The sequence below is a fragment of the Mesorhizobium sp. Ca11 genome (assembly GCF_020165275.1).
Lineage (GTDB): Bacteria > Pseudomonadota > Alphaproteobacteria > Rhizobiales > Rhizobiaceae > Mesorhizobium.
Window position 1 is genome coordinate 170,912 of record NZ_JAIUHU010000004.1, and the last position, 23,601, is coordinate 194,512.

Sequence of the window (23,601 nt, forward strand, 5' to 3'; positions counted from 1 at the left end):
TGCCGCGAGCCTTCCCTGAGATCGCCAGTCCGATCAGAAATTGCGCTGGAAGCGAACGATGCCGCCGACGCTGTTCTTCTTGTCGGCCTTGGTCCAGTCGACGACATTGGTGTCACCGATCCCATCGTCAAACCTGCCGAAATGGTCCCAATCAACTTCGCCTGTGATCGTGAAGCCCGGAACGATGCTGTAGGCGATGTTCGCAGCCACGGCGTAGTTCTTGTCGTCGTCAGCCGAAGCCTGGAGGTTGAACGAAGTCTTGGCGTCGAACTTGTAGGTGCCGCCACCCCAGACAGCCCAGTTGCCGCCCCACGGCTTGTAGAAGCCGCGGCCATGGGTGTTGATGGCGTTACCCGCGTCGCGGAAGTTATCGTCCGTACCGTAGCCGCCCATGATGAACAGCGTCAGTTCCTTGGTGACATTGACATCCAGGCGAACCTTGCCGGCCACTTCTTCGTAGTTGCTGTCATAGGCAACGACGCCGGTGATCGCACCCCAGTCGCCCTTATACTTCAGACCGCCGACGACATGCGGAACGTAGCTGTCGATCGTGCCTGCGATAACGCCCGTACCCGTGCCGGTAGCAAGACCTGTAACGTCCGATCCTTCTTCAAGGGAGATCACGCCCGAGAAGCCGCTGCCAGCATCGAAGTAGTAGCTGACGACATTGGTGTCCTTTATGCCGTACGGGATGGTCGTGTCCTGGATGACGTTGCCGGCATAGCCGATGAACGAGTCATAAGGCGTCTCGTCCTTGCCGACGCGCAGCCCGCCGAGCTGGATCCAAGCGAAGTTCAGCGTTGGCGTGCTCGTCGGGCCACCATTCTTGAAGTTGAAACGCGTCTCGGTATAGGTCTTCAACGTGCCGAGCTCGGTCTCCTGGCCGGTCCAAGTCTTCAGGTTAAAACGGGCGTTCTTGTTCCAGCTGTTCTGCGAGTCGCCGTCCTGAACGTCGGTGGTCTTGCGGCCGTCGAAAGTGCCGACGTCGCCGAAGCCGGCGTCATAGCGGATGTAGCCGCCGACGCGCAGGCAGGTCTCGGTGCCGGGGATGTAGAAATAGCCGGCGCCATAGACGTCGCAGATCTTCACGTATTCGGCCGGTTCCGGCTCGGCGACGGTGACCGCGTCGGCGGCGCGGGCGCCCGAAACTGCGATCAGAGCCGCAGCGGAGCCGAGTAGAAGGCTCTTGATGTTCATTTTCTTGAATCTCCAGTCAAAGGTTCAAGACAGGCCTGACGTGCCGTTCGGCTTTGCCACCCCCGTCCCCATCGTTGAAAAAGCACGCGCACCGGCGCCGCTTCTTCGCCTTGGACATGGCCTAATCGTTGGCCTCACACAACAGGGATTGTGTCGGAAAGGCGGCCTTTTGAACTCTTGTAGAAGTCTTGTTGCGCAAATATCACGTCACATAAATGCAAAGATGGAACATTCTGAACAATAAGTACAATCGGAACGTCAGGTAACCTGCACAATGTGCCAAATGTGCCAATTATTACAGTTTTATGACAAGCGATTTGCCGGACAAGTTTTCTAAAAATCCAGATAAGCATAGAAAAATCGACTCCGCGAAACAGGAGTCAGGATAGAGTACGTGTCGCGCGGAGCACGTCCTCGACCATGTCTTCCCGTAACATCTCGATGGGGATCCGACCGTCGAGCTCGGGCGAGGGTCGGGTCAGCCAAAACCAGGCAAGTCTCGGATTGGCGATCGCCGAAAGCACGTCGCTGATCCCGGGAACCGGCCTGCCGTCGACGAATTGGGCTAATGGGAAGACATGCTTGCGGCCGCCCTTGCGCAACGCGACGACCTCGCCGCGTCTTTGCCAGCGATGCAGCGTGGAACGCGGGATGCGGAGCTTCTCTTCCAGATAGGTCGAGCCGGCGACCTCGCCGGCCCAATCCTCGATCAGCATCGATTGGAGCTCCGCGGCTCGCTCGGCGATCGGCTGCGCCGCAGGCCTCTCTGTCTCCGATTTCGGCGGTGAGCGCTCAAGAGCGCGGCCGGATATGGCCGGGCCGTCGCTCGCGGCCTTGTTCGTCATCGCACGAAAGAAGTCGGAAGCAAGGTCGGTCCACTCACCCTTGAAGGAGCTGATGGCAAGGCGCTGTGCTTGCGGCAGGAAGGGAAGGGCAGCGGCCACATGGCCGGCAACCTTGCCGGCTGAAGTCAGCGCCTCGGTGTCAAGCAGGACGCCCTGCTGCATCAAGGCCTGCTGCACCGCCTCGGCGACCAGGCCCGCCAATGCCTCTTGTGAAATCCCGTCGGACGAGTTCTGGAATCTGGTCATGAATCTGTCTTGCGGCCCGCGCTCCTCCCAGGCGCCGGCGGATGCTGAAATTCTTATTGCGGAAAGCAAAAACTGCGGCGGCAACGAACGCCGCGGCCCGGCAGGTTGCTGGCATGCATCTTCACACCCCTGGTTTGGCGCGCTGCAATGTCAGTCGCAGTACGCCTCAGTTTGCGTGTAGGAGCGCTCTATGACAGGGGCGCGACAGAGAAGCCGATTTTGACCCTGTTGGCGGTAACGCAACGGTACTTATTGGGCAGCTCTAAAGAAGCCCCACTTGCTCGGCCTCGCGACGCAGATTCTGGCGCGGGCGCGGGCCGATCTGCTGGATCACCAGCCCGGCCGACAGCGAGCCGAGATCGCCGCAGTCCTTGAGGCTGCGGCCGGTCGTGTAGCCGTAGAGAAAGCCGGCAGCGTAGAGATCGCCGGCGCCGGTCGTGTCGACCAGATCCTTGATCTTCGTCGCCTGGATGACGACGGTCTCGTCGCCGCGCACGATGACCGAACCTTTTTCAGAACGGGTGACGGCGGCTATCCTGCAATCCTTGCGGATGGCGGCGAGCGCCTCCTCGAAGGAGGCGGTCTGGTAGAGCGACTTGATCTCGTGGCTGTTGGCAAAGACGATGTCGACGGTGCCCGAACGCATCAGCTCGAGAAACTCGTCGCGGTAGCGGTCGACGCAGAAGGAATCCGACAGCGTCATCGACACTTCGCGGCCCGCCGCATGCGCCAGCTTCGCCGTCTGCCGGATGGCTTCCTTGGCGCGCGGCGGATCCCACAGATAGCCTTCGAAATAAGTCACCTTGGCGCCGGCGGCCTTGTCGGCCTCGACATCCTCGGGGCCAAGCTCGACGCAGGCGCCGAGATAGGTGTTCATCGAACGCTCGCCGTCGGGCGTGACGAAGATCATCGAGCGCGCCGTCGGCGGTTCGCCCTTGAGCGGTGCGGTATCGAAGGCCACGCCCTGGGCGTGGATGTCATGGGTGTAGATCTCGCCCAGCGCGTCGTTCGACACCTTGCCGAAGAAAGCGGCCCGTCCGCCGAGGCTGGCGACGCCGGCCGCGGTGTTGCCGGCGCTGCCGCCGGAAGCCTCGATCGCCGGACCCATGCGGCTATAGAGCAGTTCGGCGCGCTTGGCGTCGATGAGGTTCATCGCGCCTTTGATGATGCCGTTGGTCTCGAGAAAAGCTTCGTCGCACTGCGCGATGATGTCGACAATGGCATTGCCGATGCAAAGCACGTCATATTCCGGCATCAAAATCTCCGCCAAGGGCTGCCCGGCTATCTGGCATGCCGGCCGGGCGCGGGTCTAGCGACTTGGCATTGCTTTGCCTACCCCGAAAATCGCCATTGTTTGCGAAGCGCCGGCTGCGGCAGCGTTCGTGTCGAACTGGCCCATATCGACCGCGGCCTTCACCGCTATGGTTTCACGGCGATCGAAACATTTCCGCGCCGCCATGGGCTAGAAGCAATTCCAGGAAAAGTGGGTGGCGGTATTCCGTCAGCAATTGCGTAACAACAAAGCGGATCGTTCCCGCAGCAGAAGGCGCAGAAATGTCCGAGAAGAGCGAAATGTCCACCGAACTGGCGCTGCTCGGCGTCCTGGCGGTGCTGTGGGGCGCTTCCTACACATTCATCAAGATCGGCGTCGAGACGATCCCGCCTGTGACCTTCATCGCCGCCCGGACCTTGATCGCCGGAGGCATTCTCTTCATCATCATCCGCTGGCGCGGCCTTGCCATGCCGGCCGATGCGGCAGTATGGCGCCGGTTCGCCTTCCAGGCCTGTCTCAACAGCGTCGTGCCGTTCACGCTGATCGCCGCCGCCGAGCGCTCGGTCGATGCCGGCCTCGCCACCATCCTCAATTCGACGTCGCCGATCTTCACCTTCCTGCTGACGGCATTGATCACGCGCCATGAGCCCGTAACGGCGCGCAAGCTGCTCGGCGTCGGCGCCGGCATCGTCGGCATCTGTCTCATCATCGGCACGCAGGCGCTTGGCGGGCTTGGCCATCAATTGTGGGCGCAGCTTGCGATCGTCATCGCGACGGTCTCCTATGCCGGCGCGGCGATCTTCGGCCGCGGCTTCAAGGGCCTCGATCCGATGATACCCGCCGCGGGTTCGATGCTTTGCGGCGCCGCCATCCTTGTGCCGCTGAGCCTGGTTGTCGACCGGCCATGGACGCTTGCGCCGTCGGCCGCATCGATCCTGGCCCTGCTCGGCCTGTCGGTCTTCTCGACGGCGCTGGCCTTCGTCATCTATTTCCGCCTCATCCACACGCTGGGCTCGGTCGGCACCACCTCGCAGGCCTATCTGCGCGTGCCGATCGGCGTCGGCATCGGCGCCGTCTTCCTCGGCGAAAGCCTCGGACCGGCGGCCTGGCTCGGCATGGCCTTCGTCGTCGCTGGCGTCGCGGCGATGACCATTCCGGCCAGGCTTGCGCAATAGTTGCGCCTGGCATCCAGCCTGCTTATCTGCGAAGCGTCTTTTTCGATGAGGGGTTGAAGACGCTGTGATCCTCGACGCGGCCCGCGCCGCCGCCAGCCGGTTGTTCTCTCCCGAATTCCGCTCCGTCTTTCTAAAGACGCTGGGGCTGACGCTGCTCGCTCTGCTGGCGCTCTGGGTCGGTTTGGAGAGCCTGCTCGAATGGCTGGCCTGGCCATGGCTGCAAACGCTGCTTCCAGGCCTGCCGTCCTGGGCCGGGTGGCTGGGCGGCATCATCGCCGGCATCGTTCTGGCTGTGGGCTTGGCCTTGCTCATCGCGCCGGTGACCGCGATCGTCGCCGGCCTGTTCCTCGACGATGTCGCCGAAGTGGTCGAACGTACCGACTACCCCAACGATCCGCCCGGCCGCGCCGTGCCGGCGCTGCATTCGCTTGCGCTGGCCGTCAAATTCTTCGGCGTGGTCGTCCTCGGCAACATCGTCGCGCTGCTGCTGTTGCTGGTGCCGGGCATCAACATTGCCGCGTTCTTCATCGTCAACGGCTATCTGCTGGGCCGCGAATTCTTCGAATTCGCCGCCATGCGGTTTCGTCCCGAGCCAGAGGCCAAGGCGTTGCGCCGCAAACATGCCGGCACGGTGTTCCTGGCCGGACTGGTCATCGCCATGTTTCTTACCGTGCCGTTGCTCAACCTTCTGACGCCGCTTTTCGCCGCCGCCATGATGGTGCATCTGCACAAGGCGGTTTCGGCGCGGGAACTGCTTTAATCGGTGCCGCCGCGGAACAGCGCCTGCAGCTTGCCGAACGGCATCGCCGCCCGGGCGAAGCCGAAGGTGCCGTCCTGCTGGATTTCGCGCGCCGCCGTCTCCAGCATGCCATAGGCGAAATTGGTCAGCCACGGTCCGAGCGAGATGCGCTTGGCTCCGGCCGTGGCAAGGTCGGCGATGGTGAAGCCGGGTCGGGCCATCACATTGACCGGCCGGCTCACCGACGAGCAGATCGTGCGCACCATTTCGACGTCGCCGATGCCCGGCGCGTAGAGCACGTCCGCGCCGGCTTTCTCGAAAGCCTGAAGCCGCTTGATGGTGTCGTCGAGGTCTGTCTTGCCCCACAGGAAATTCTCGGCCCGCGCGGTGAAGACGAAATCATGCTTGAGCGCCCGGGCTGCCTCAACGGCGGCAGCGACGCGCTCGCTCGCCAGCGAGAAATCGTAGATCGGATTGCCGGGGTCGCCGGTGTGGTCCTCGATCGAGCAGCCGGCGAGACCGGCGGCTTCGGCCGCGAAGATGGTTTCGGCCGCCTGTTCTGGGCTGTCCCCCTTGCCGCGCTCCAGATCGGCCGAAACCGGCAGCTCAGTCGCCGCCGTCACCTCGCGGCAATGATGGATCATGGCTTCGAAGGTCACGGCGCCGTCCGGCAGGCCGCGCGAGAAGGCGAAGCCGGCGCTGGTCGTCGCCAGCGCCTTGAAGCCGAACGAAGAAAGAAGCTTTGTCGTACCTATGTCCCAGGGATTGGGCATGACGAAGGTGGAGGCGTGCAGATCGCGAAAAATCTTGCCCTTGTCGTCCATGGTAGGTCCTCAATCATGAGTTGGGTCGTGCGGCGAATTTATAGCGGCCGCTTGAACCGGGCAAACGAATGCTTACGGCTCAGAAGCGTTTGGCGTTTTCTGCTGACAATTTCTCGAAAGCGTCGGAATTGCTTGCGTAACGCGATCTGGCTTTATTCCAGCGATAGGTGACGGAAATGTCGTGCGAGACCGCCTTGGGCGCCGGCTCCTCGCAACTCTCGCCGCTCGGCTTGGTGGCATCGGTCACCGTCACTTTGATCGCGGCGTAGGGTTTGTCGCCGCCGAGCGTCCGGAAGGACAGGTCCTGCGTGCGCTTGTAGGCGCAGACATTCTCGTCGAACGTGTTGATCTGGTCGATAGGCTCGAAGCGGTCGTCGCGGACGAGGATCAGGATCGTGCCGACATAGCCCTGGTTCGAATTGAAATGTGTGCTCATGGTGATGAGCGCGTCGTCGCCCGCACTGATCGGGAGTTTTCCTGGATCGCGAAAATAGGTGCTCCGGTCGGTTCCGACATTGACGGCGTCGAGCAGCTTCGGCTTGCCGGTGAGATCGTAGAGCGCCAGCGCGGCAAACCCTTCGGCGCTGTCCTGCGCCTGGCCGAGGTCGAGAAGCATCGCCAGCCGGTCCTTGCCGCCGGCCTTGATGGCCAGCACCGCCGCATTCGGCAGGTTGACGGCCTCGGGCGGCGATCCGCCGTCGTCGCCGCCGAGGATGTCGCGCATCTCGATCGGCGCGCCGCCTGTGTAGAAGCCGTCGTCGCCGGGCTTGAGATCAGGCACGATCATTTTGGCGAGGTCGAAATAGGTGACGTCCTGGTGCCCGGGAACGGCGCTGTTCAGTTCCGGAAAGCTGACGGCCTGCGCCATCGCGGCCGCGCACACGCATGGCAGCAGCAGGCATGCAAATATGAAACGGCATAGGGTGGAAATCATGGGACCGCGCCCCTCGGATGCGCTCACGCTAGCACGGCCGGTTGCGATGCGCAGCCGGGTGCGATCAGCGGATCGGCACGAGCCCGGCAAGTTCGCGCATGTCATCGAACAGGATGCCGCCAGCCGCCGCTAGGCCGTCGCGATCGGAGAGCGGATCGGCGTAATAGGAGAACACCCGCATGCCGGCGGCAATGCCGGCTTGGGTACCGGCGACGCTGTCCTCGATGACGATGCAGTCAGCCGGCGGGAAGCCCATCGTCCTTGCCGCATGCAGAAAGAGATCCGGGAACGGCTTGCCTCGGCTGACCATGGTGGACGAGAACATCGCATGCTCGAACAGCGGCAACAGCCCGGTCTGGCCGAGCGTGATGTGCATCTTCGCGACCCGCGCCGAAGAGGCGACGCAATAGGCGATGCCCGCGGCCCGCACCTTATCGATGAAGTCGCGCACATAAGGGATCGCTTCGACCCCGTTTGAAAAAAGGTCCGGCAGGCCGGCATTCCAGCGCTCGACGAAGTCGGCGCCGAGCCGCACCTCGGTCGTCTCTTCGATCTCCTTCTGCACCGAGGCCATGCTGCGGCCGGAGAAGTTCTTGCGGCAATATTCGAAGGTGGTCGTAAACCCGGCGACGGTCAGCCATTCGGCGAGGCGCCTGTTGGCAAGGTTCTCAGTGTCGACCAGGACACCGTCGCAGTCGAAGATAACGAGCTTGGGGATTGCCATTCAAGCGGTGCCGGTCGACCCGAAGCCGCCTGCGCCGCGCGCCGTGCCGCCGGCCAATGCTCTTTCCTCGACCGCAACCTGGGTCACGGCCGCGAAAACGATCTGGGCAATGCGCATGCCGCGCGTCACCGAGAAATCCTCGTCGCCGAGATTGACGAGCAGCACTTTCACCTCGCCGCGATAGTCGCTGTCGACGGTGCCGGGCGTATTGAGGACGGTGAGCCCATGCTTGAAGGCGAGGCCCGAGCGTGGCCGCACCTGGCCCTCCATGCCTTCCGGGATTTCCAGGACGAGCCCGGTCGGCACCAGCGCGCGTTTTCCCGGCAGGATGAGCAGCGGCCGGTCTTCCGGCACCGCGGCGCGCAAATCCATGCCGGCGGCGCCTGAGCTCTCATAGGCAGGTAGAGGCAGGCCTTCGCCATGCGGAAGCCTGACGAAACCGACGGTGGGGCCGATGACGGAGGAAGAATGGACAGCCGTGCGCATGAAATCGATCCTATCGGCGCGTGCGGCGATTCGGTCAACTCGCCCGCCATACTATCAACGGCTTTCTTTCTGGCGTGACTATGGCCTCGCGGTCTACTTTGGCGATTGGCGAAAACACTCGTCACTTCGTCATCCACGGGCGGAGCAAGGAGCGAAGCGACGCGGCGCAGACCCGAGGATCCATTCCGTGACCTCAAAGCGTCGCAACGGTGCAGAATTCTGCTCCGCCGCAGTCTCTGATCGAGGTAACGGAATGGATCCTCGGGTCTCCGCGTCCGCTTCGCTCCCGCTCCGCCCGTGGATGACGAAGTCGCGGAGGCCTCGGCCTATCTAGCGCAGTTCCACCGGCACCACGGTCGTCTCCTTGATCTCCTCCATGACGAAGGAGGCCGAGACGTCCGACAGCGCCACTTTGGCGATCAGCCGCTGGTAGAGGCGGTCATAGGCCTTCACGTCGGCGACGCGGGCCCTCAGCACATAGTCGAGGTCGCCCGACATGCGGTAGACGCCGGTGATCTCGGCAAAGCCGGTAACCGCCGCGCGGAATTTCTGCAACCAGTCCGGGTCATGGTTGGAGGTGCGGACCAGGATGAAGACGGACAGCCCAAGCCCAAGCTTGTCGGCATCGACCAGCGCGACGCGGCCGGTGATGACGCCATCCTCCTCCAGCCGCTTGACACGCCGCCAACAGGCATTGCGCGACAGCGCCACCCGCTCCGACAGCTGGTCGACCGACAGCGTGCCGTCGCGTTGCAGCTCAGCCAGCAATCTTCGATCAATCTCATCGATTTCCGTCGCCATGTTGGGATGAATGTCCCACAAAACATCGAAAAGCAAGGACCATTTGGGACCGATGAACCAAAGCCGTATGGCACGATACTCATTATCGGGACTCATCCCGGCAGGAGGGATCACCATGACGACACGGTTTACGGCACTGTTCACGGCTCACCCGGAGAAGGTCGGCGAGACCTATTTCGGCCATATGGCTTTCGCCGCCTGGTTCTGCTCGCGCCTGTCGATGGCGGCTGGGGCCGCGCTCGTTCACGCTTTCTTGCCATTTCTGTTCGAGACTACGGCCAGCCGAATCGTTCGCGAGCTCTATGAGCGCACGCACAACAGGGGCTCGCATGCGGTGAAGGAGCCGAAGGCTCTCCTGGACCGCGCCTGATAGATGGTGGAAAGCGATGTGCCGGTGGGCGGCCTATCTTGGTGAAGCGGTCTTCCTCGAAGACATCATCACCGCGCCCTGCCATTCGCTGATCGCCCAGAGCCACTGCGCCCAGGAAGCCAAGTCGCCGACCAATGGCGACGGCTTTGGTCTGGCCTGGTATGGCGACCGGCCCGAGCCTGGACTCTACCGCGACATCCTGCCGGCATGGTCCGATCCCAACCTCAAGAGCCTCTGCCGGCAGATCAAGTCGGGCCTGTTCCTCGCCCATGTGCGCGCTTCGACCGGCGGCGCCACCAGCCGCATGAACTGCCACCCCTTCGTCTCCGGCCGCTGGTCGTTCATGCATAACGGCCAGATCGGCGGCTTCGAAAGGATCCGTCGCGCGCTGGAGAACACGCTCTCCGACGCGGTCTTCGACCAGCGCGAGGGCACCACCGATTCCGAGCTCTTTTTCCTCTTGATGATCGACCAGGGACTGGCGACCGACCCACATGGCGCGGTGTCGCGGGCAACCGGTCGCGTCATCGAAGCCTCCCGCCGGGCCGGCATCGAACCTGCGTTGAAACTGACCGCGGCCTTTTCCGATGGCGAGGCGCTGTACGCCGTCCGCTATACCACCGACAGCCATGCGCCGACGCTCTATACCGGCGCCTTCGCGAAGCGCGCCGGCCATTGCATCGTCTCCGAGCCCTTCGACCGCAACGGCGGCGAGTGGCAGGCGATCCCGCCATCGAGCTTCGTCACCATGACGAGGGGCGGCACCGGCATCCGTCCGTTCGCGCCGGCGGCGGCCCCGCTGGCGCTGGTCGGCTGAAGCAAGATCCAGGCTGCCGGATTCAGGCAGAGATCAGCAAAACGTAAGCGCGGCGTAAGGACGCCCAGGCTCCCTCCTGTCAACTGTGGCGCTCGGCGGGCCGCGCATCCATTCGCGTGCCCGGAACGCATCGACAGAGGATCAAACAATGTGCAGGTGGGCAGCCTATCTCGGCGATGCGATCTTCCTCGAGGACGTCATCGCCGCACCCTCCCATTCCCTGATCGTTCAGAGCCATGGCGCGAAGGAGGCGAAATCGCCGACCAATGCCGACGGCTTCGGCGTAGCCTGGTACGGTGACCGGCCGGAACCCGGCCTTTACCGCGACGTCCTGCCGGCCTGGTCCGATACCAATCTCAGGAGCCTTGGACGCCAGATAAAATCCGGCCTGTTCCTGGCCCATGTGCGCGCCTCGACAGGCGGCGCCACCAGCCGCGCGAACTGCCATCCCTTCGTTTCGGGCCGCTGGTCGTTCATGCATAACGGCCAGATCGGCGGCTTCGAGAAGATCCGTCGCGCGCTCGAGAATTCCCTCTCCGATACGTTGTTCGACCAGATCGAAGGCAGCACGGATTCCGAACTGTTCTTTCAGCTTATGATGGGCGAAGGGCTTTCGGACGATCCCTACGGTGCGGTGTCGCGCACCACCAGTCGCGTCCTTGAGGCTGCGCGCGGTGCCGGCATCGAACCGTCGCTGAAGCTGACGGCTGCGTTCAGCGACGGTCGGGCGCTTCACGCCGTTCGCTACGCCACCGACGAGCATGCTCCGACGCTTTATACCGGCGCCTTCGCCAAGGGAATAGGCCGCTGCATCGTCTCCGAGCCGTTCGATCGGGAGGGCCGGACCTGGCACGAGATTCCGCAGTCGAGTTTCGTCACCATGACCCGCGACAGCACTAGCATCAAGCCTTTCGCGCCGGCGGCCGTCCGGTTGGCTCTGGCAGGGTGAGGGAAATCGGCACTTGGCGCAATTTCGATCAAGCGCCGGCAAGCTTCGGATGCTGAATTCGGCTTGAAGCCGCGCCCTCATCCGCCATGTTCAAGGCGAAGCGCGCCAAGCAGCCGGAGTGTGCACATGGATATCGGGTTTTCCTCGACTGCCGAGCTCGCGGCAGCCATTGCCCAGCGAAAAATTTCGGCGATCGAGGCGCTCGATGCGCAGCTTGCCCAGATCGACCGGCACAACGGGGCGGTCAACGCTGTCGTCATCTTCGATCGCGAACAGGCGCGGGCACGTGCCCTGCTGGCCGATGCGGCAACGGCGCGCGGCGACACGCTCGGTCCGCTGCATGGGGTGGCGTTCACGCTGAAGGATGCGCACGAGACGGCGGGCATCAGGACCACCGGCGGCTTCCCGCCTTTTGCTGACTACATGGCTAGGCAGGACAGCCCTGTGGTTGAAAGGCTGAAAGCAGCCGGCGCCATACTGGTCGGCAAGACCAACGTCGCCACTATGCTGGGCGACTGGCAGTCCGATAACCCGCTGTTCGGGCGCACGTCCAATCCGTGGGATCCGTCGCGCACGGCGGGCGGCTCAAGCGGTGGCGCGGCCGCGGCAGTCGCGACAGGCATGACTCCGTTCGAAGTCGGCACCGACATGCAGGATTCCATACGCTTGCCCGCTGCTTTCTGCGGCGTCTATGGCCTGAAGCCAACTGAACATCGCGTGTCGCTGGCCGGCGCCTTTCCCGATCCCGGCGGCATGCCGCGCAGCGTGCGGCTGATGTCATGTGTTGGCCCGCTTGCTCGCAACATCGAGGATCTGGCGCTGATCTATCGGATCATTGCGGGACCGGTCCGCGCGGACACCGACCTGGCGCCCCTGCCGGTTGAGCCGATGCCGAAACTCGAACTCAAGTCGTTGCACATCGCCGTGGCCGAATCTTTCCCCGGCTTCCCCGTCGCCGCCGAAATCCGTGCCGCCGTAGAAGGCCTGGCCGCGCAGCTCGCCTCGGCTGGCGCGGCTGTGGAGAGCGCGAAATTGCCGAAGCTCGACCTGCACGACGATTTGTCCGAAGGCGGTGCATTGATCGGCATGATGTTGGAAGCCGCACAGCCGGAACCGCCGGAGCAGCCGACGCCGGTGTCGCGCTGGTTCGCCGCGCTTGCGCGCCGCGACCGGTCGATCCTAGCCTGGGAGCGGTTCTTTGACAGCTGCGATGCCTTGCTCTGCCCGGTCGCCATGACCACGGCCTTCCCGCACTGCAAGCCGGGCAGCCCGCTCAAGGTCAATGGCAAGGAGGAGAGCTACTGGATGCTACCGGCCTATGGAGCGGTGTTCAACTATTCCAGCCATCCGGCGCTCGCGTTCCCTTGTGGGCAGGACCGCGACGGCTTGCCGGTCGGCCTTCAATTGGTCGGCAGGAAATGGTCGGAAGCGCGGCTGCTCGGCATTGCAGCCGCGATTGCGTCGCTCATCGGAGGGTTTCGCCGGCCTCCTGGCTACTGAGCGAAACGCGACAGCGCGTAGGGTTCAAGCAACGCATCGCGCTTGTCGCCGAGGATTTCGCTGGCCGCAAACAGGCCTATAGCCGGCGCCAGCGTGATGCCGGAATGGGTGACGGCGACGTAGAGCGCGCCGATGCCTTCCGCGCGGCTGACGATCGGGAAACCGTCGACCGGCGTCGGACGGTAGCCGATCGTGTGGAAGTCGAATTCCAGCCCGTTGGCGTCGCGCAGCATCGCTTTCGTCGCGGCGAACAGCGCCTGCGCGGCGGCCTCCGGATTCTCGCCCGGATCGCCGCCGCCGAAATCTGAGCCGGCGATGATGCGGCCCTCGGCGGTTTGGCGCATATGCAGTCTGTCAGCCAGCACCAGCCCGTTGAGCAGCTTTGGGTGCGGTCGCGAATGCACGATCAGGCCGGGCGGGGTCTCGATCGGCAGCTTGATGCCTGCCGTCGCGGCGATCGCCGGAGCGCCGGCGCCCGACGCGATCACCACCTCGTCGGCGGCGATGATTTCGCCCGAAGCGACGACGCCCGTGACCTTGCCGTTGACCAGCGCCAGCCTGTCGACGGTTCCCGTGACGATCCGTGCGCCGCGCCGTTCGGCATCGGCCAGCAGCGCCTTCGTGGTCGCCACAGGCTCGGCCACGCCTTCCTGCGCGACATAAAGCGCAAACTCGGGAAGCTCTGCCAAATTGGGCTCGATGCGCCCCGCCTGTTCGCGCCCGACCCTTTCGATGCCATAGCCCCAGGACGAATGCTCGGCCGCATAGGCCTCGAGCCTGTCCGCGGGCAGGTCCCAGCACAGGCCGCCGCACCAGGCGAGCGGCAGGCCCGGCACGTCCTTCGCCAGCCGCTTCCATTCGGCCATGGCGCGGATGCGCAGCCGGAAATAGGTTTCCGGATTGCCCCAGCTTGCATTGATCCAGGCAAAGGAATTCGGCGTGGCGACACCGCCGGCGCCGCTTTCCGAAACCACCGTCACCCGCGCGCCGGCTTTCATAAGATGCCAAGCGATCGAAGCGCCGATGATGCCGGCGCCGATGACGATGACTTGCTTTGCGCTGCTCATGCCGGACCTTTGAGAGAGATTTCCCTCTCATGCCACCGCGCCGAGCAGACCTCAAGTGAGAGCTAGACGCTGCCCGCCGCTACCGCCTGCGCCCCGGCAATCAGGCCCTTCAGCTCGTCGCAGCGCCGCATGAGCCGTGAAGAGTCGACTTTCTTCGCAATCGCGAGCGCGGTGCCGAGCTCCAGCTCAGCGCCGGAACGATCGCCCATCCTGATGAGCAGCGCCGCGAGCGACAGCCGGGCGTCAGCGACATTGATCGGCGAGCCGATCTCGTTCCAGTGCGAGCATGCGATCTGCAGCTCCCGGGCAGCCTCGGCGGGGCGCTCTTCCTGCATGAAAAGCTCCGCTTTGGCTTCCGCGGTCAGCGCCTGGATGGAGGCCATCGGCCAGCGCTGCGGCTGGGTCTCCAATTCGGCGATCACCTCCTTCGCCCGCTCGCGCCGATTGGTCCGCGCCGCCACCTTGGCGAGCGTGGCGAGGACCATGCCTCGCCGCTGCAAGGTCGGCCAGCCATTGCCCACCAGGGAACGTTCGAGAGCGCTGAAAGCGGCCTCCGCCTGCCCTTGCTCCAGTTGCAGCAGCGCAAGTCCGGGCTGCGGATCCCAGCCTGCTGCGTGCGATGCGCGGTAGGCCGTTTCGGCTTCCGTGAATTCTCCGGCCGCCAGGTGAATGTCGCCCAGCACGCGCAAGGCGTCGCCGGTCGCCCAGGGCGCGTCGAGTGCGAGCTGGTCGAGTGCCGCGCGCACAAGCGCTTCCGCCTCCTTCAGCGTGCCATGAACGCCGAGCACTTCGGCGCGATGCAGCCGGCACGAGCCCGAAAGGTCTTCCAGCCCGTGTCCCCTGCACCAATCTTCGTAGCCGAGCGTCCATTGGTTGGCGCGCGACCAGTCGCCGAAATTCCGGCAAGCCCACAGAATGTTGCAGTAGAGGATCCCGCCGACGATCGGGTCGACATCGCTGGACAGGCCGAGCGCGGCGGCAAGGTCCTGATCCTCCTGCCCGGCTTTGGTTTCACCGAGACACAGCTTGAAGAAGCCGCGATAGATAAGGCCGAGCGACTCCACCACCGGATCGTCGAGGTGCCTGCCGACCGCGAAGGCTTGCTCAGCCAGCGCAAGCGCCTGTTCCGGCTCGGCTTCCGCGCCCATGATGCGCGCCCCCATCCAGCACCAGAGACCGTGCTCCCTGCTGTCGGAAGCGGTATCGATCAACTGCGCGGCGCGCTTGTGCCAGCCCTTGGCGACGGCAAGCTCGCCTCTCTCGAGATGGATCCTGGCGAGGGTGATTGCGGGGGAAGCCGCGCGCAGTCGCTCGCCGGCCACGCCGTAAGCCGTCACCGCGCGCGCCAGAAGCGGAATGGCTTCGGCCGGCCGGCCCATGCATTCCAGCGCCAGCGCCCATTCCTCGAGATCGGCCGTCAGCAGCTCGTCGGCGGCATCCGCCTGCGTGAAAGAGGCCGCGGCGTCATGCCATTTCCTCGCTGCAACGGCAGCCCGCGCCGACAGAATTGGCAGGCCGGGGATCGAGGGCCTGCCGCCCCCATCAGCCGGCGCCGGCCTGGTTTGCAAGGCGGCCGGCTGATCGAGGCAAATCCGGTAGCCGAAGCGGGGCAGGTTGCGCAGCGCCGTCTCCATGCCGCCCTGGCGAAGGATGCCGCGGGCAAGGCTCGCGACGCGCTGCAGCGAAGCCTCGGTCACCGTCACGTCGGGCCACAGCCTCTCAAGCAATTCGTCCTTGCTCAAGGCGCGCTCCTTATGGCGCAGCAGGACGGCGAAGAAATCGAAGACCAGGGGCTGCACCTCGATCTCGCTTCCGGCGAGGCGAAGGGCGCGGGACTCCTCATTGAGTTCGAAGTCGCCGAAGCAATAAATTCCCATCGGCAGCAATCCCTGTAACGGCAATAGGCAAAGGATCAGAATAAGATAAGGGCGGCGTAAGGACTGTTGGCCGCCTCTTTCGTAATTCTCCGTCTGCCTGGCGGGCCAAGCTGCAGTTTAGCTCAGCGGCCCCCGGGATGTCACGGGCACCGACCTGGTCGGGCGCCCGGTGGCATTTGAACCCAGATCAAGGAGATTATGATATGCACAAATACATCATCGAACGCGAGATTCCCAAGGTCGGCACCTTCGAGCGCGAGCAGCTTCGCGATGCGTCCAAGGCCTCAAATGCCGTTCTGGCCGAGCTTGGCCCCGACATCCAGTGGGTCGAATCCTTCGTGGCGGACGACAAGACCTTTTGCGTCTATCTCGCCAAGGACGAGGCGATCATCCAGCGTCATGCCAAGATGAGCGGCTTCCCGGCAACGAAGATCACGCAGGTCAAGCGCCTGTTCGATCCGACGACGGCTTACGCCGCAGCCTGACGGGGAGGATCGATCGTGAAGCGCTTTGCCGAAATTGTCCTTGCCGTCGGCGCCTCCGCGCTGTTTTGCGGCACCGCGGTCGCCCACGACATGCCCGATCCGGTGCTCAACCGGTCTCGGGAGATGGCGGCCAAGTATTTCGACATCGAGGTCGCCAAGGCGGACGGCTATCGGCAACTGTTCGAATGCACGACGCATGACCAGCACGGAACGATGGGCGTCCACTTCATCCATCCCGAGCGGGCCGGCGACGGCAGGCTCGTGCTCGGCGAGCCAGATGTGCTGACCTACGAGCCGGAGGCCGATGGCTCGATGCAGCTCGTCGGCATGGAATACATCGTCTTCGAAAAGGACTGGAAGGGCAAAGGTGTACCCGAATTCCTCGGCCGCACCCTGCAGCGCAAGACGACGGTGGGAGTCCATCCGGTGGACCCGTATTACGAGCTCCATGTCTGGCACTGGCGGCACAACCCGGCCGGCATGTTCGCCGACTGGAACCCTTATGTGAGCTGCGAGCACGACCGGTCCTGACACGCGCAGCGTCTTCGGGAGGGCCTGCACGGCCCTCCCGATCCTTTCGTTCAAACAAAAGGAAGATGATCATGCCATCCCTTCGCATGGGAATGAAGCCCGTCGCCCGCTCATCCGTTAACGGGCGTTTCTTCGCGACAGCCGTCGAAATATGCCGTTCCGGCCTGCGCGTCCTCGCGCGGATGGTCCGCATTCGCAGGGATCGCGCCTGGCTGGACGAGTTGCCGGACTACCTGTTGCGCGACATCGGTATCAAACGCTTGGAAATATCGTCGGTCACCAGGTACGGCGGCAAGATCGATCGCGACGGAATGTGGAATTGAGGACCAAGGTCTTTTGCCGACGGCACGTCTCTCTGCTGCGCCGGTCGAACCGGTCTCTCCAAAACCGTCGACACGCCGGACAAGCGCTGCTAGAAGCCCGCGCCACAGACAGGATTCCAGAAATTGGCAGAAGACATCGAACAGGCGGTATCGCGCCGCCGCACCTTCGCGATCATCGCGCACCCTGACGCCGGCAAGACCACGCTCACCGAAAAGCTGCTGCTGTTCGGCGGCGCCATCCAGCTCGCCGGCGAGGTTAAGGCCAAGAAGGACCGCATCCAGACCCGGTCCGACTGGATGAAGATCGAGCGCGAGCGCGGCATCTCGGTCGTTACCTCGGTGATGACCTTCGAATATGACGACAACGTCTTCAACCTGCTCGACACGCCCGGCCACGAGGATTTCGCCGACGACACGTATCGCACGCTGTCGGCGGTGGATTCGGCGGTCATGGTCATCGACGCCGCCAAGGGCATCGAGCCGCGCACGCTGAAATTGTTCGAGGTCTGTCGGCTGCGCGACATTCCGATCATAACCTTCGTCAACAAGATGGACCGCGAGAGCCGCGATCCGTTCGAAATCCTCGACGAGATCGAGCAGAAGCTGGCGCTGGACACCGCGCCCGTCACCTGGCCGATCGGCCGCGGCAGGACCTTTTCCGGCACCTACCACCTGGCGCTGAACGCGGTGCGCAAGGGCGACGCGGAAAAGGAGCGCACGCCGGTCAACGGGCCCGATTCCAACCGCGTCGCCGGCCTTTTGCCCGAAAACGAGCGCGAAGCCTTCATCGAGGAACTGGAACTCGCGCGGGAGGCTTGTCGTCCGCTCGACGTGGAAGCCTTTCGCGAAGGCCACCTGACGCCGGTCTATTTCGGCTCGGCGTTGCGCAATTACGGCGTGCGCGACCTGATCGAGGCGCTCGGCGCCTACGGCCCGCCGCCGCGCGCCCAGGAAGCCGACGAGCGAACTGTGGAGGCGACAGAGGAGAAGATGACCTCCTTCGTCTTCAAGATCCAGGCCAACATGGATCCGAACCACCGCGACCGCATCGCCTTCGTCCGCGTCTGCTCGGGTAAGCTTGAGCGCGGCATGAAGGCCAAGCTGGTGCGCACCGGTAAGCCGATGAGCCTGTCGGCGCCGCAGTTCTTCTTCGCCCGCACCCGCGTCACAGCCGACGAGGCCTTCGCCGGCGACGTCGTCGGCATCCCCAACCACGGCACGCTGCGCATCGGCGACACACTGACCGAAGGCGAGGAGATCCTGTTCCGCGGCGTGCCGAACTTCGCCCCGGAAATCCTACGCCGCGTGCGCCTCGGCGACGCCATGAAGGCCAAGAAGCTGAAGGAAGCGCTGCACCAGATGGCCGAGGAAGGCGTCGTGCAGCTGTTCTCGCCCGAGGACGGCTCGCCGGCGATCGTCGGCGTCGTCGGCGCGCTGCAGCTCGACGTTCTGAAGGAACGGCTGAACATCGAATACACGCTGCCGGTTGATTTCGAGATGTCGCGTTTCTCGATCTGCCGCTGGATCTCGGCCGACGACAAGGCGGAAGTCCAGCGTTTCATCGAGGCGCATCGGGGCGACATCGCCCGCGACCTCGACAACGATCCGGTCTTTCTCGCCCAGCACGCCTTCTCGCTGAACTACGAAGCCGAGCGTTGGAAAGCGATCCGCTTCACCGCGGTCAAGGATTACCAGGTGCGCGACAAAGCGGCGTGAGTGTTTTTCCCTTCCCCCCTTGTGGGGGAAGGTGGCCTCGCGAAGCGAGGTCGGATGAGGGGTATTCCAGGGAAAGCCAACGCCTCACTCCGCTGGAGTACCCCTCATCCGTCTCGGGCGCTGCGCACCGATCCACCTTCTCCCACAAACAAGGGGAGAAGGAAAAAGTGCTCACCCCTTCGCCGCTTCCTCGATCTTGGCGATGTCGATCTTGCCCATCTGCATCATCGCGGACATCACGCGGCCGGCTTTCTCGCGGTCCGGATCCTGAAGCAGCCGCGGCAGTTGCTCCGGCACGACCTGCCAGGAAACCCCGAACTTGTCCTTCAGCCAGCTGCAGCGTCCCGGTTCGCCGCCTTCGGTGAGCCTGGTCCAGAAATGATCCACCTCTTCCTGCGTCTTGCAGTCGATCGACAGCGAGATCGCTTCGGTGAACTTGTATTGCGGCCCGCCGTTGAGGGCTTGGAACTGCACGCCGTCGAGCTCGAACGAGGCGACCAGCACCTGGCCTTCCTGGGGATGGCCCTTGGGCCAGCGCGTCACGCTCAGCACCTTCGAATTCTTGAAGATGGAGATGTAGTGGTTCATGGCCTCCTCGGCCTGATCGTCGAACCACAGGAAGGTGGTGATCTTCTGCATGCCTTGCTCCTCGGGCTTCATGTTGGCTTCGTCGTCAAACGGTTCGGTGGCGATTTCGTGCCATTTCGATGCCGTCTGCCTCAAGGACGCTTCAGCGAAGCGTCATCCGACAGCGGCAGCAAAAATTTCCTGAAAAGCGCAAATTTGCCGAAGCATGCTGGCGCAGCGCAAAATGGTGGTCATGCCGGAACATGGCCGCTATAACCGCTGCCGACTAAATTCGAGCGCCGCCCGCCGCGCATCGGTGTGGCCAGCCAGCAAGGACAATCGAATGCCCGCCTATCGTTCCCGCACCACCACCCATGGCCGCAACATGGCCGGCGCTCGCGGCCTCTGGCGCGCCACCGGCATGAAGGATTCGGACTTCGGCAAGCCGATCATCGCGGTGGTCAATTCCTTCACCCAGTTCGTGCCGGGCCATGTCCATCTGAAGGATCTCGGCCAGCTCGTCGCGCGCGAGATCGAGAAGGCTGGCGGCGTCGCCAAGGAGTTCAATACCATCGCGGTCGACGACGGCATCGCTATGGGTCACGACGGCATGCTCTATTCGCTGCCGTCGCGCGAGCTGATCGCCGATTCCGTCGAATATATGGTCAACGCGCATTGCGCCGACGCCATGGTCTGCATCTCCAACTGCGACAAGATCACCCCCGGCATGCTGATGGCCTCGCTGCGCCTCAATATCCCGACCGTCTTCGTTTCCGGCGGTCCGATGGAGGCCGGCAAGGTGGTGCTGGCCGGCAAGGCGCAGGCGCTCGATCTGGTCGACGCCATGGTCGCGGCCGCCGACGACAAGATCTCCGATGAGGACGTCAAGGTCATCGAGCGCTCGGCCTGCCCGACCTGCGGCTCCTGCTCCGGCATGTTCACCGCCAATTCGATGAACTGCCTGACCGAGGCGCTGGGTCTGTCGCTGCCGGGCAACGGCTCGACCTTGGCCACCCATGCCGACCGCAAGCGCCTGTTCGTCGAGGCCGGCCATCTCATCGTCGATCTCGCCCAGCGCTATTACGAGCAGGACGACGAGACGGCACTGCCGCGCAGCATCGCCTCCAAGGGCGCCTTCGAGAACGCCATGGCGCTCGATATCGCCATGGGCGGTTCGACCAACACGGTGCTGCATATCCTTGCCGCCGCGCATGAAGGAGAGGTCGACTTCACCATGGAGGACATCGACCGGCTGTCGCGCAAGGTGCCGGTGCTCTGCAAGGTGGCGCCGGCCAAGTCCGACGTGCACATGGAGGACGTCCACCGCGCCGGCGGCATCATGGCCATCCTCGGCCAGCTCGACGAGGCCGGTCTGATCAATCGCGACCTGCCGACGGTGCATACGGCGACCCTCGGCGAGGCCCTCGACCACTGGGATATTTCGCGCACCTCTGCCGAAAACGTCCGCGACTTCTTCCTCGCCGCTCCCGGCGGCGTGCCGACCCAGGTCGCCTTCAGCCAGGACCGCCGCTGGGACGAACTCGATCTCGACCGTGAGAAGGGCGTCATCCGCTCGGCCAGGACGCCGTTCTCGAAGGATGGCGGTCTTGCCGTCTTGAAGGGCAATCTGGCGCTCGACGGCTGCATCGTGAAGACTGCCGGCGTGGATGAATCCATCCTGAAATTCACCGGCCCGGCCCGCGTCTTCGAAAGCCAGGACGCCTCGGTCAAGGCGATCCTCGGTAACGAGATCAAGGCCGGCGACATCGTCGTCATCCGCTACGAGGGACCGCGCGGCGGCCCCGGCATGCAGGAGATGCTCTACCCGACCAGCTACCTGAAGTCGAAGGGCCTCGGCAAAGCCTGCGCGCTGATCACCGACGGCCGCTTCTCCGGCGGCACGTCGGGCCTTTCCATTGGCCACGTCTCGCCGGAAGCCGCCGAAGGCGGCGCCATCGGCTTGGTCCAGGAAGGCGACACGATCGAGATCGACATACCCAACCGCACTATTCGCCTCGCCATCAGCGATGCCGAGCTCGAAGCGCGCCGGGCTGCGATGAACGCCAAGGGCGCAGACGCCTGGAAGCCGGCCGAGAAGCGCAAGCGCAAGGTGACGACGGCATTGCGTGCCTATGCGGCTTTCGCCACCAGCGCCGACAAGGGCGCGGTCAGGAAGGTGCCGGAGTAGAGGGCGCATTTCCCCTTCTCCCCTTGTGGGAGAAGGTGTCGCCGAAGGCGACGGATGAGGGGTGCTCCAGCTTGGCGGCACCGCTTATCCAGTCAGAATTCGCCAACGTCTCACTCCGCTGGAACACCCCTCATCCGTCTCGGCGCTGCGCGCCGATCCACCTTCTCCCGCAAGGGGAGAAGGAGAGGCGCTGCGTCACGGCATCAGCTGATATTCATAAAGTTTCTGGTAGAGCCCACCCTGCTTGAGCAGCGTCTTGTGCGGGCCGCTTTCCACCACCTTGCCCTTTTCCAGCACCACGATCGTGTCGGCCTGGTGCACGGTCGACAGCCGGTGCGCGATCACGATCGTCGTGCGCCCGACGGTAAGCTGCTGCAGCGCGTCGCGGAACAGCGCTTCCGATTCGGCATCGAGCGCGCTGGTCGCCTCGTCGAGCAGCAGGATCTCGGCGTTGCGCAGCATGGCGCGCGCGATCGAAATGCGCTGGCGCTGGCCCCCGGACAACAGCGAGCCGTTCTCGCCGACCTCCGTATCGTAACCCTTGGTCATGGCGCTGATGAAGTCATGCGCGTTGGCGGCCTTGGCGGCGGCGATTACCTCTTGGTCGGTCGCGTCCTCGCGGCCGAGGCGGATGTTGTGCATGACCGTGCCGGCAAACAGGAACGTGTCCTGGCTGACATAGGCGATCTTGCTTCTGAGCGAATCGAGCGTCGCGAACGAGATGTCCTGGCCGTCGAACATCACCTTGCCGGTCTGCGGATCATACATGCGCATGATCAGGTTCAGGATCGTCGACTTGCCGCTGCCCGACGGTCCGACCAGCGCCGTCATCTTGCCGGCGTCAAGCGTCAGGTTGAATCCTTCGAACACCGGAGGGCTTTCCGGATAGGCGAAGCTGACATTGTCGAAGCGGATTTCGCCCGGACCGGGTTGGAGCGGCGTGGCGCCGGGTTTCTCGGCCAGCGTCAGCGGCCGGTCGGCGAGCTGGAACATCATACGCACGCCGACGATGCCCGTCTCCAGCGAGATGCGGACGCGGGCCAGGCGCTTTGCCGGCTCATAGGCCAGCAGCAGCGCGGCGATGAAGGCCATGATGTTGCCCGGCATCTGGCCGCCCTGCAGCACCAGCAGGCCGCTGACCAGCACGGCGCCGGCAATCGCCAGCCCGGCCAGAGTTTCCATCACCGGGCTGGTGGCGGCTTCCAGCGTGGCGATGTTGTTGGCACGGGTTTCGACGTCCGACACCGCCTTGTGCATACGCTTGCGCATCGCGGCTTCGAGATTGAAGGATTTGACGACCCGCACGCCGATGGCCGTTTCCTGCATCACATGCACGATCTGGCCGAGCGAGATGAATTCCATCGCCGCGATCTTGCGGACGCGTCTCAGGATGCGGTTGACGCCGTAGATCGCCACCGGTCCGACGACGAAGCAGATCAGCGACAGCGCCGGCTGTTGCCAGACCATGACCATCACCAGCACAACCAGCGTCACCAGGTCGCGCACATAGGACGTGACGACGAGGTCGAGCACGCTGCGCGCCGCCTGCGCGTTGTTGGTCATGCGGGTGATCAGGTCGGAAGACGAGGTCGAATGGTAGAATTCGATGCCTTGCGCCAGGATACGGTCGTAGATCTTGCGCTGCCGGTCGGCAATGATGGCATTGCCGACGCGGCTCATGAAATAGGTCTGGACGAAAGTCGCGATGCCCTTGAGAACAAAGATCGCCGCCACACCCCCGGCAATCAGGTTGACGCGGTCTATCCGCTTATAGACCACGAACTCGTTGGTGATTTCGCGCAGGATCCAGGCGCTTGCCCCCGTCATGAGGGCGACCACCAGCATCGACAATATGGCCGCGCCATAGCCGAACTTATGGTCATGGAAGGATTCTCTTACCAGCCTCGCGATGAGGCGTTGGTTTTCCGTCGAGCGGAAGAAGCGAAACAACGGCCGATCCTATGGCT

23 protein-coding genes are annotated in these 23,601 nt (G+C 63.9%); 11 read left to right on the forward strand and 12 right to left on the reverse strand.

The features are described from left to right. Positions 1–33: 33 nt before the first annotated feature. The 3 genes from LB538_RS09340 to LB538_RS09350 all read right to left on the reverse strand — a co-directional run bounded on the left by LB538_RS09340 (position 34) and on the right by LB538_RS09350 (position 3,543). Entirely contained in the window at positions 34–1,197 is a 1,164-nt protein-coding gene (locus LB538_RS09340; RefSeq protein ID WP_140846668.1) for a porin, read from the reverse strand. A gap of 380 nt (positions 1,198–1,577) precedes the next feature. After that, positions 1,578–2,288, reverse strand: a complete 711-nt coding sequence (locus LB538_RS09345; RefSeq protein ID WP_224526987.1) for an antitoxin Xre/MbcA/ParS toxin-binding domain-containing protein — start codon at positions 2,286–2,288, stop codon at positions 1,578–1,580. Positions 2,289–2,550: 262 nt separating this feature from the next. After that, positions 2,551–3,543 carry an adenosine kinase gene (locus tag LB538_RS09350; RefSeq protein WP_224526984.1) on the reverse strand — a complete coding sequence of 331 codons (993 nt, stop codon included), beginning with the start codon at positions 3,541–3,543 and terminating at the stop codon, positions 2,551–2,553. A 317-nt stretch (positions 3,544–3,860) separates the two neighbouring features. On the opposite strand from LB538_RS09350, the gene LB538_RS09355 reads away from it, so the two are divergent. Both LB538_RS09355 and LB538_RS09360 read left to right on the forward strand, forming a co-directional pair. Beyond that, positions 3,861–4,736, forward strand: coding sequence for an EamA family transporter (locus tag LB538_RS09355; RefSeq protein WP_411909000.1), 876 nt, complete (start codon positions 3,861–3,863; stop codon positions 4,734–4,736). Positions 4,737–4,800: 64 nt separating this feature from the next. Continuing rightward, positions 4,801–5,496 (forward strand): sulfate transporter family protein, encoded by a 696-nt coding sequence (locus LB538_RS09360; protein ID WP_224526978.1) that lies wholly within the window; start codon positions 4,801–4,803, stop codon positions 5,494–5,496. Here the strand turns inward: LB538_RS09360 and LB538_RS09365 are convergent. From LB538_RS09365 to LB538_RS09385, 5 genes are all read right to left on the reverse strand, one after another. After that, complete coding sequence (locus LB538_RS09365; RefSeq protein WP_224526975.1) at positions 5,493–6,299, reverse strand: isocitrate lyase/phosphoenolpyruvate mutase family protein; 807 nt, start codon at positions 6,297–6,299, stop codon at positions 5,493–5,495. The genes LB538_RS09360 and LB538_RS09365 overlap by 4 nt on opposite strands. 79 nt (positions 6,300–6,378) lie before the next feature. Then, complete coding sequence (locus LB538_RS09370; RefSeq protein ID WP_224526972.1) at positions 6,379–7,167, reverse strand: hypothetical protein; 789 nt, start codon at positions 7,165–7,167, stop codon at positions 6,379–6,381. A gap of 130 nt (positions 7,168–7,297) precedes the next feature. Further along, positions 7,298–7,957, reverse strand: a complete 660-nt coding sequence (locus LB538_RS09375; RefSeq protein WP_224526969.1) for an HAD family hydrolase — start codon at positions 7,955–7,957, stop codon at positions 7,298–7,300. Next, positions 7,958–8,443, reverse strand: a complete 486-nt coding sequence (gene dut, locus LB538_RS09380) for a dUTP diphosphatase (RefSeq protein WP_224526966.1) — start codon at positions 8,441–8,443, stop codon at positions 7,958–7,960. A gap of 330 nt (positions 8,444–8,773) precedes the next feature. Then, positions 8,774–9,244, reverse strand: a complete 471-nt coding sequence (locus tag LB538_RS09385) for an Lrp/AsnC family transcriptional regulator (protein ID WP_095766090.1) — start codon at positions 9,242–9,244, stop codon at positions 8,774–8,776. A gap of 115 nt (positions 9,245–9,359) precedes the next feature. On the opposite strand from LB538_RS09385, the gene LB538_RS09390 reads away from it, so the two are divergent. From LB538_RS09390 to LB538_RS09405, 4 genes are all read left to right on the forward strand, one after another. Then, positions 9,360–9,614, forward strand: coding sequence for a DUF6356 family protein (locus tag LB538_RS09390; protein ID WP_040994452.1), 255 nt, complete (start codon positions 9,360–9,362; stop codon positions 9,612–9,614). Between the two features lie 16 nt (positions 9,615–9,630). Beyond that, positions 9,631–10,431, forward strand: a complete 801-nt coding sequence (locus tag LB538_RS09395; protein ID WP_224526963.1) for a class II glutamine amidotransferase — start codon at positions 9,631–9,633, stop codon at positions 10,429–10,431. 148 nt (positions 10,432–10,579) lie between these two features. Continuing rightward, positions 10,580–11,380, forward strand: a complete 801-nt coding sequence (locus LB538_RS09400; protein ID WP_224526961.1) for a class II glutamine amidotransferase — start codon at positions 10,580–10,582, stop codon at positions 11,378–11,380. 126 nt (positions 11,381–11,506) lie between these two features. Next, positions 11,507–12,880, forward strand: coding sequence for an amidase (locus tag LB538_RS09405; RefSeq protein WP_224526958.1), 1,374 nt, complete (start codon positions 11,507–11,509; stop codon positions 12,878–12,880). Here the strand turns inward: LB538_RS09405 and LB538_RS09410 are convergent. Both LB538_RS09410 and LB538_RS09415 read right to left on the reverse strand, forming a co-directional pair. Then, positions 12,874–13,947: an NAD(P)/FAD-dependent oxidoreductase gene (locus LB538_RS09410; RefSeq protein WP_224526956.1), complete on the reverse strand. Its 1,074-nt coding sequence runs from the start codon at positions 13,945–13,947 to the stop codon at positions 12,874–12,876. The genes LB538_RS09405 and LB538_RS09410 overlap by 7 nt on opposite strands. A 62-nt stretch (positions 13,948–14,009) precedes the next feature. Then, entirely contained in the window at positions 14,010–15,824 is a 1,815-nt protein-coding gene (locus LB538_RS09415; RefSeq protein ID WP_224526954.1) for a winged helix-turn-helix domain-containing protein, read from the reverse strand. Positions 15,825–16,027: 203 nt separating this feature from the next. On the opposite strand from LB538_RS09415, the gene LB538_RS09420 reads away from it, so the two are divergent. From LB538_RS09420 to LB538_RS09435, 4 genes are all read left to right on the forward strand, one after another. Next, complete coding sequence (locus tag LB538_RS09420) at positions 16,028–16,309, forward strand: DUF4242 domain-containing protein (protein WP_140843940.1); 282 nt, start codon at positions 16,028–16,030, stop codon at positions 16,307–16,309. A 15-nt stretch (positions 16,310–16,324) separates the two neighbouring features. Beyond that, positions 16,325–16,840: a hypothetical protein gene (locus LB538_RS09425; protein ID WP_140843938.1), complete on the forward strand. Its 516-nt coding sequence runs from the start codon at positions 16,325–16,327 to the stop codon at positions 16,838–16,840. Between the two features lie 71 nt (positions 16,841–16,911). Next, positions 16,912–17,163 carry a DUF1127 domain-containing protein gene (locus LB538_RS09430; RefSeq protein ID WP_224526952.1) on the forward strand — a complete coding sequence of 84 codons (252 nt, stop codon included), beginning with the start codon at positions 16,912–16,914 and terminating at the stop codon, positions 17,161–17,163. Positions 17,164–17,286: 123 nt separating this feature from the next. Continuing rightward, positions 17,287–18,879: a peptide chain release factor 3 gene (locus LB538_RS09435; RefSeq protein WP_140843934.1), complete on the forward strand. Its 1,593-nt coding sequence runs from the start codon at positions 17,287–17,289 to the stop codon at positions 18,877–18,879. Positions 18,880–19,050: 171 nt separating this feature from the next. Here the strand turns inward: LB538_RS09435 and LB538_RS09440 are convergent, their stop codons facing one another. Next, complete coding sequence (locus LB538_RS09440) at positions 19,051–19,518, reverse strand: VOC family protein (RefSeq protein WP_140843932.1); 468 nt, start codon at positions 19,516–19,518, stop codon at positions 19,051–19,053. Positions 19,519–19,789: 271 nt separating this feature from the next. On the opposite strand from LB538_RS09440, the gene ilvD reads away from it, so the two are divergent. Next, a complete protein-coding gene (ilvD, locus tag LB538_RS09445) occupies positions 19,790–21,634 on the forward strand; it encodes a dihydroxy-acid dehydratase (RefSeq protein WP_224526950.1) in 1,845 nt (614 codons plus the stop codon). A gap of 195 nt (positions 21,635–21,829) precedes the next feature. Here ilvD and LB538_RS09450 read toward each other — a convergent pair whose 3' ends face one another. Further along, complete coding sequence (locus LB538_RS09450; RefSeq protein ID WP_224526948.1) at positions 21,830–23,584, reverse strand: ABC transporter ATP-binding protein; 1,755 nt, start codon at positions 23,582–23,584, stop codon at positions 21,830–21,832. Positions 23,585–23,601: the final 17 nt, after the last annotated feature.

What these genes read in the sequence shown, in the direction of transcription:
- LB538_RS09340 (WP_140846668.1), bottom strand. Translation starts at nt 1,197, where the DNA reads ATGAACATCAAGAGCCTTCTACTCGGCTCCGCTGCGGCTCTGATCGCA.
- LB538_RS09345 (WP_224526987.1), bottom strand. Translation starts at nt 2,288, where the DNA reads ATGACCAGATTCCAGAACTCGTCCGACGGGATTTCACAAGAGGCATTG.
- LB538_RS09350 (WP_224526984.1), bottom strand. Translation starts at nt 3,543, where the DNA reads ATGCCGGAATATGACGTGCTTTGCATCGGCAATGCCATTGTCGACATC.
- LB538_RS09355 (WP_411909000.1), top strand. Translation starts at nt 3,861, where the DNA reads ATGTCCACCGAACTGGCGCTGCTCGGCGTCCTGGCGGTGCTGTGGGGC.
- LB538_RS09365 (WP_224526975.1), bottom strand. Translation starts at nt 6,299, where the DNA reads ATGGACGACAAGGGCAAGATTTTTCGCGATCTGCACGCCTCCACCTTC.
- LB538_RS09370 (WP_224526972.1), bottom strand. Translation starts at nt 7,167, where the DNA reads ATGGCGCAGGCCGTCAGCTTTCCGGAACTGAACAGCGCCGTTCCCGGG.
- LB538_RS09375 (WP_224526969.1), bottom strand. Translation starts at nt 7,957, where the DNA reads ATGGCAATCCCCAAGCTCGTTATCTTCGACTGCGACGGTGTCCTGGTC.
- dut (WP_224526966.1), bottom strand. Translation starts at nt 8,443, where the DNA reads ATGCGCACGGCTGTCCATTCTTCCTCCGTCATCGGCCCCACCGTCGGT.
- LB538_RS09385 (WP_095766090.1), bottom strand. Translation starts at nt 9,244, where the DNA reads ATGGCGACGGAAATCGATGAGATTGATCGAAGATTGCTGGCTGAGCTG.
- LB538_RS09390 (WP_040994452.1), top strand. Translation starts at nt 9,360, where the DNA reads ATGACGACACGGTTTACGGCACTGTTCACGGCTCACCCGGAGAAGGTC.
- LB538_RS09395 (WP_224526963.1), top strand. Translation starts at nt 9,631, where the DNA reads ATGTGCCGGTGGGCGGCCTATCTTGGTGAAGCGGTCTTCCTCGAAGAC.
- LB538_RS09400 (WP_224526961.1), top strand. Translation starts at nt 10,580, where the DNA reads ATGTGCAGGTGGGCAGCCTATCTCGGCGATGCGATCTTCCTCGAGGAC.
- LB538_RS09405 (WP_224526958.1), top strand. Translation starts at nt 11,507, where the DNA reads ATGGATATCGGGTTTTCCTCGACTGCCGAGCTCGCGGCAGCCATTGCC.
- LB538_RS09410 (WP_224526956.1), bottom strand. Translation starts at nt 13,947, where the DNA reads ATGAGCAGCGCAAAGCAAGTCATCGTCATCGGCGCCGGCATCATCGGC.
- LB538_RS09415 (WP_224526954.1), bottom strand. Translation starts at nt 15,824, where the DNA reads ATGGGAATTTATTGCTTCGGCGACTTCGAACTCAATGAGGAGTCCCGC.
- LB538_RS09420 (WP_140843940.1), top strand. Translation starts at nt 16,028, where the DNA reads ATGCACAAATACATCATCGAACGCGAGATTCCCAAGGTCGGCACCTTC.
- LB538_RS09430 (WP_224526952.1), top strand. Translation starts at nt 16,912, where the DNA reads ATGCCATCCCTTCGCATGGGAATGAAGCCCGTCGCCCGCTCATCCGTT.
- LB538_RS09440 (WP_140843932.1), bottom strand. Translation starts at nt 19,518, where the DNA reads ATGCAGAAGATCACCACCTTCCTGTGGTTCGACGATCAGGCCGAGGAG.
- ilvD (WP_224526950.1), top strand. Translation starts at nt 19,790, where the DNA reads ATGCCCGCCTATCGTTCCCGCACCACCACCCATGGCCGCAACATGGCC.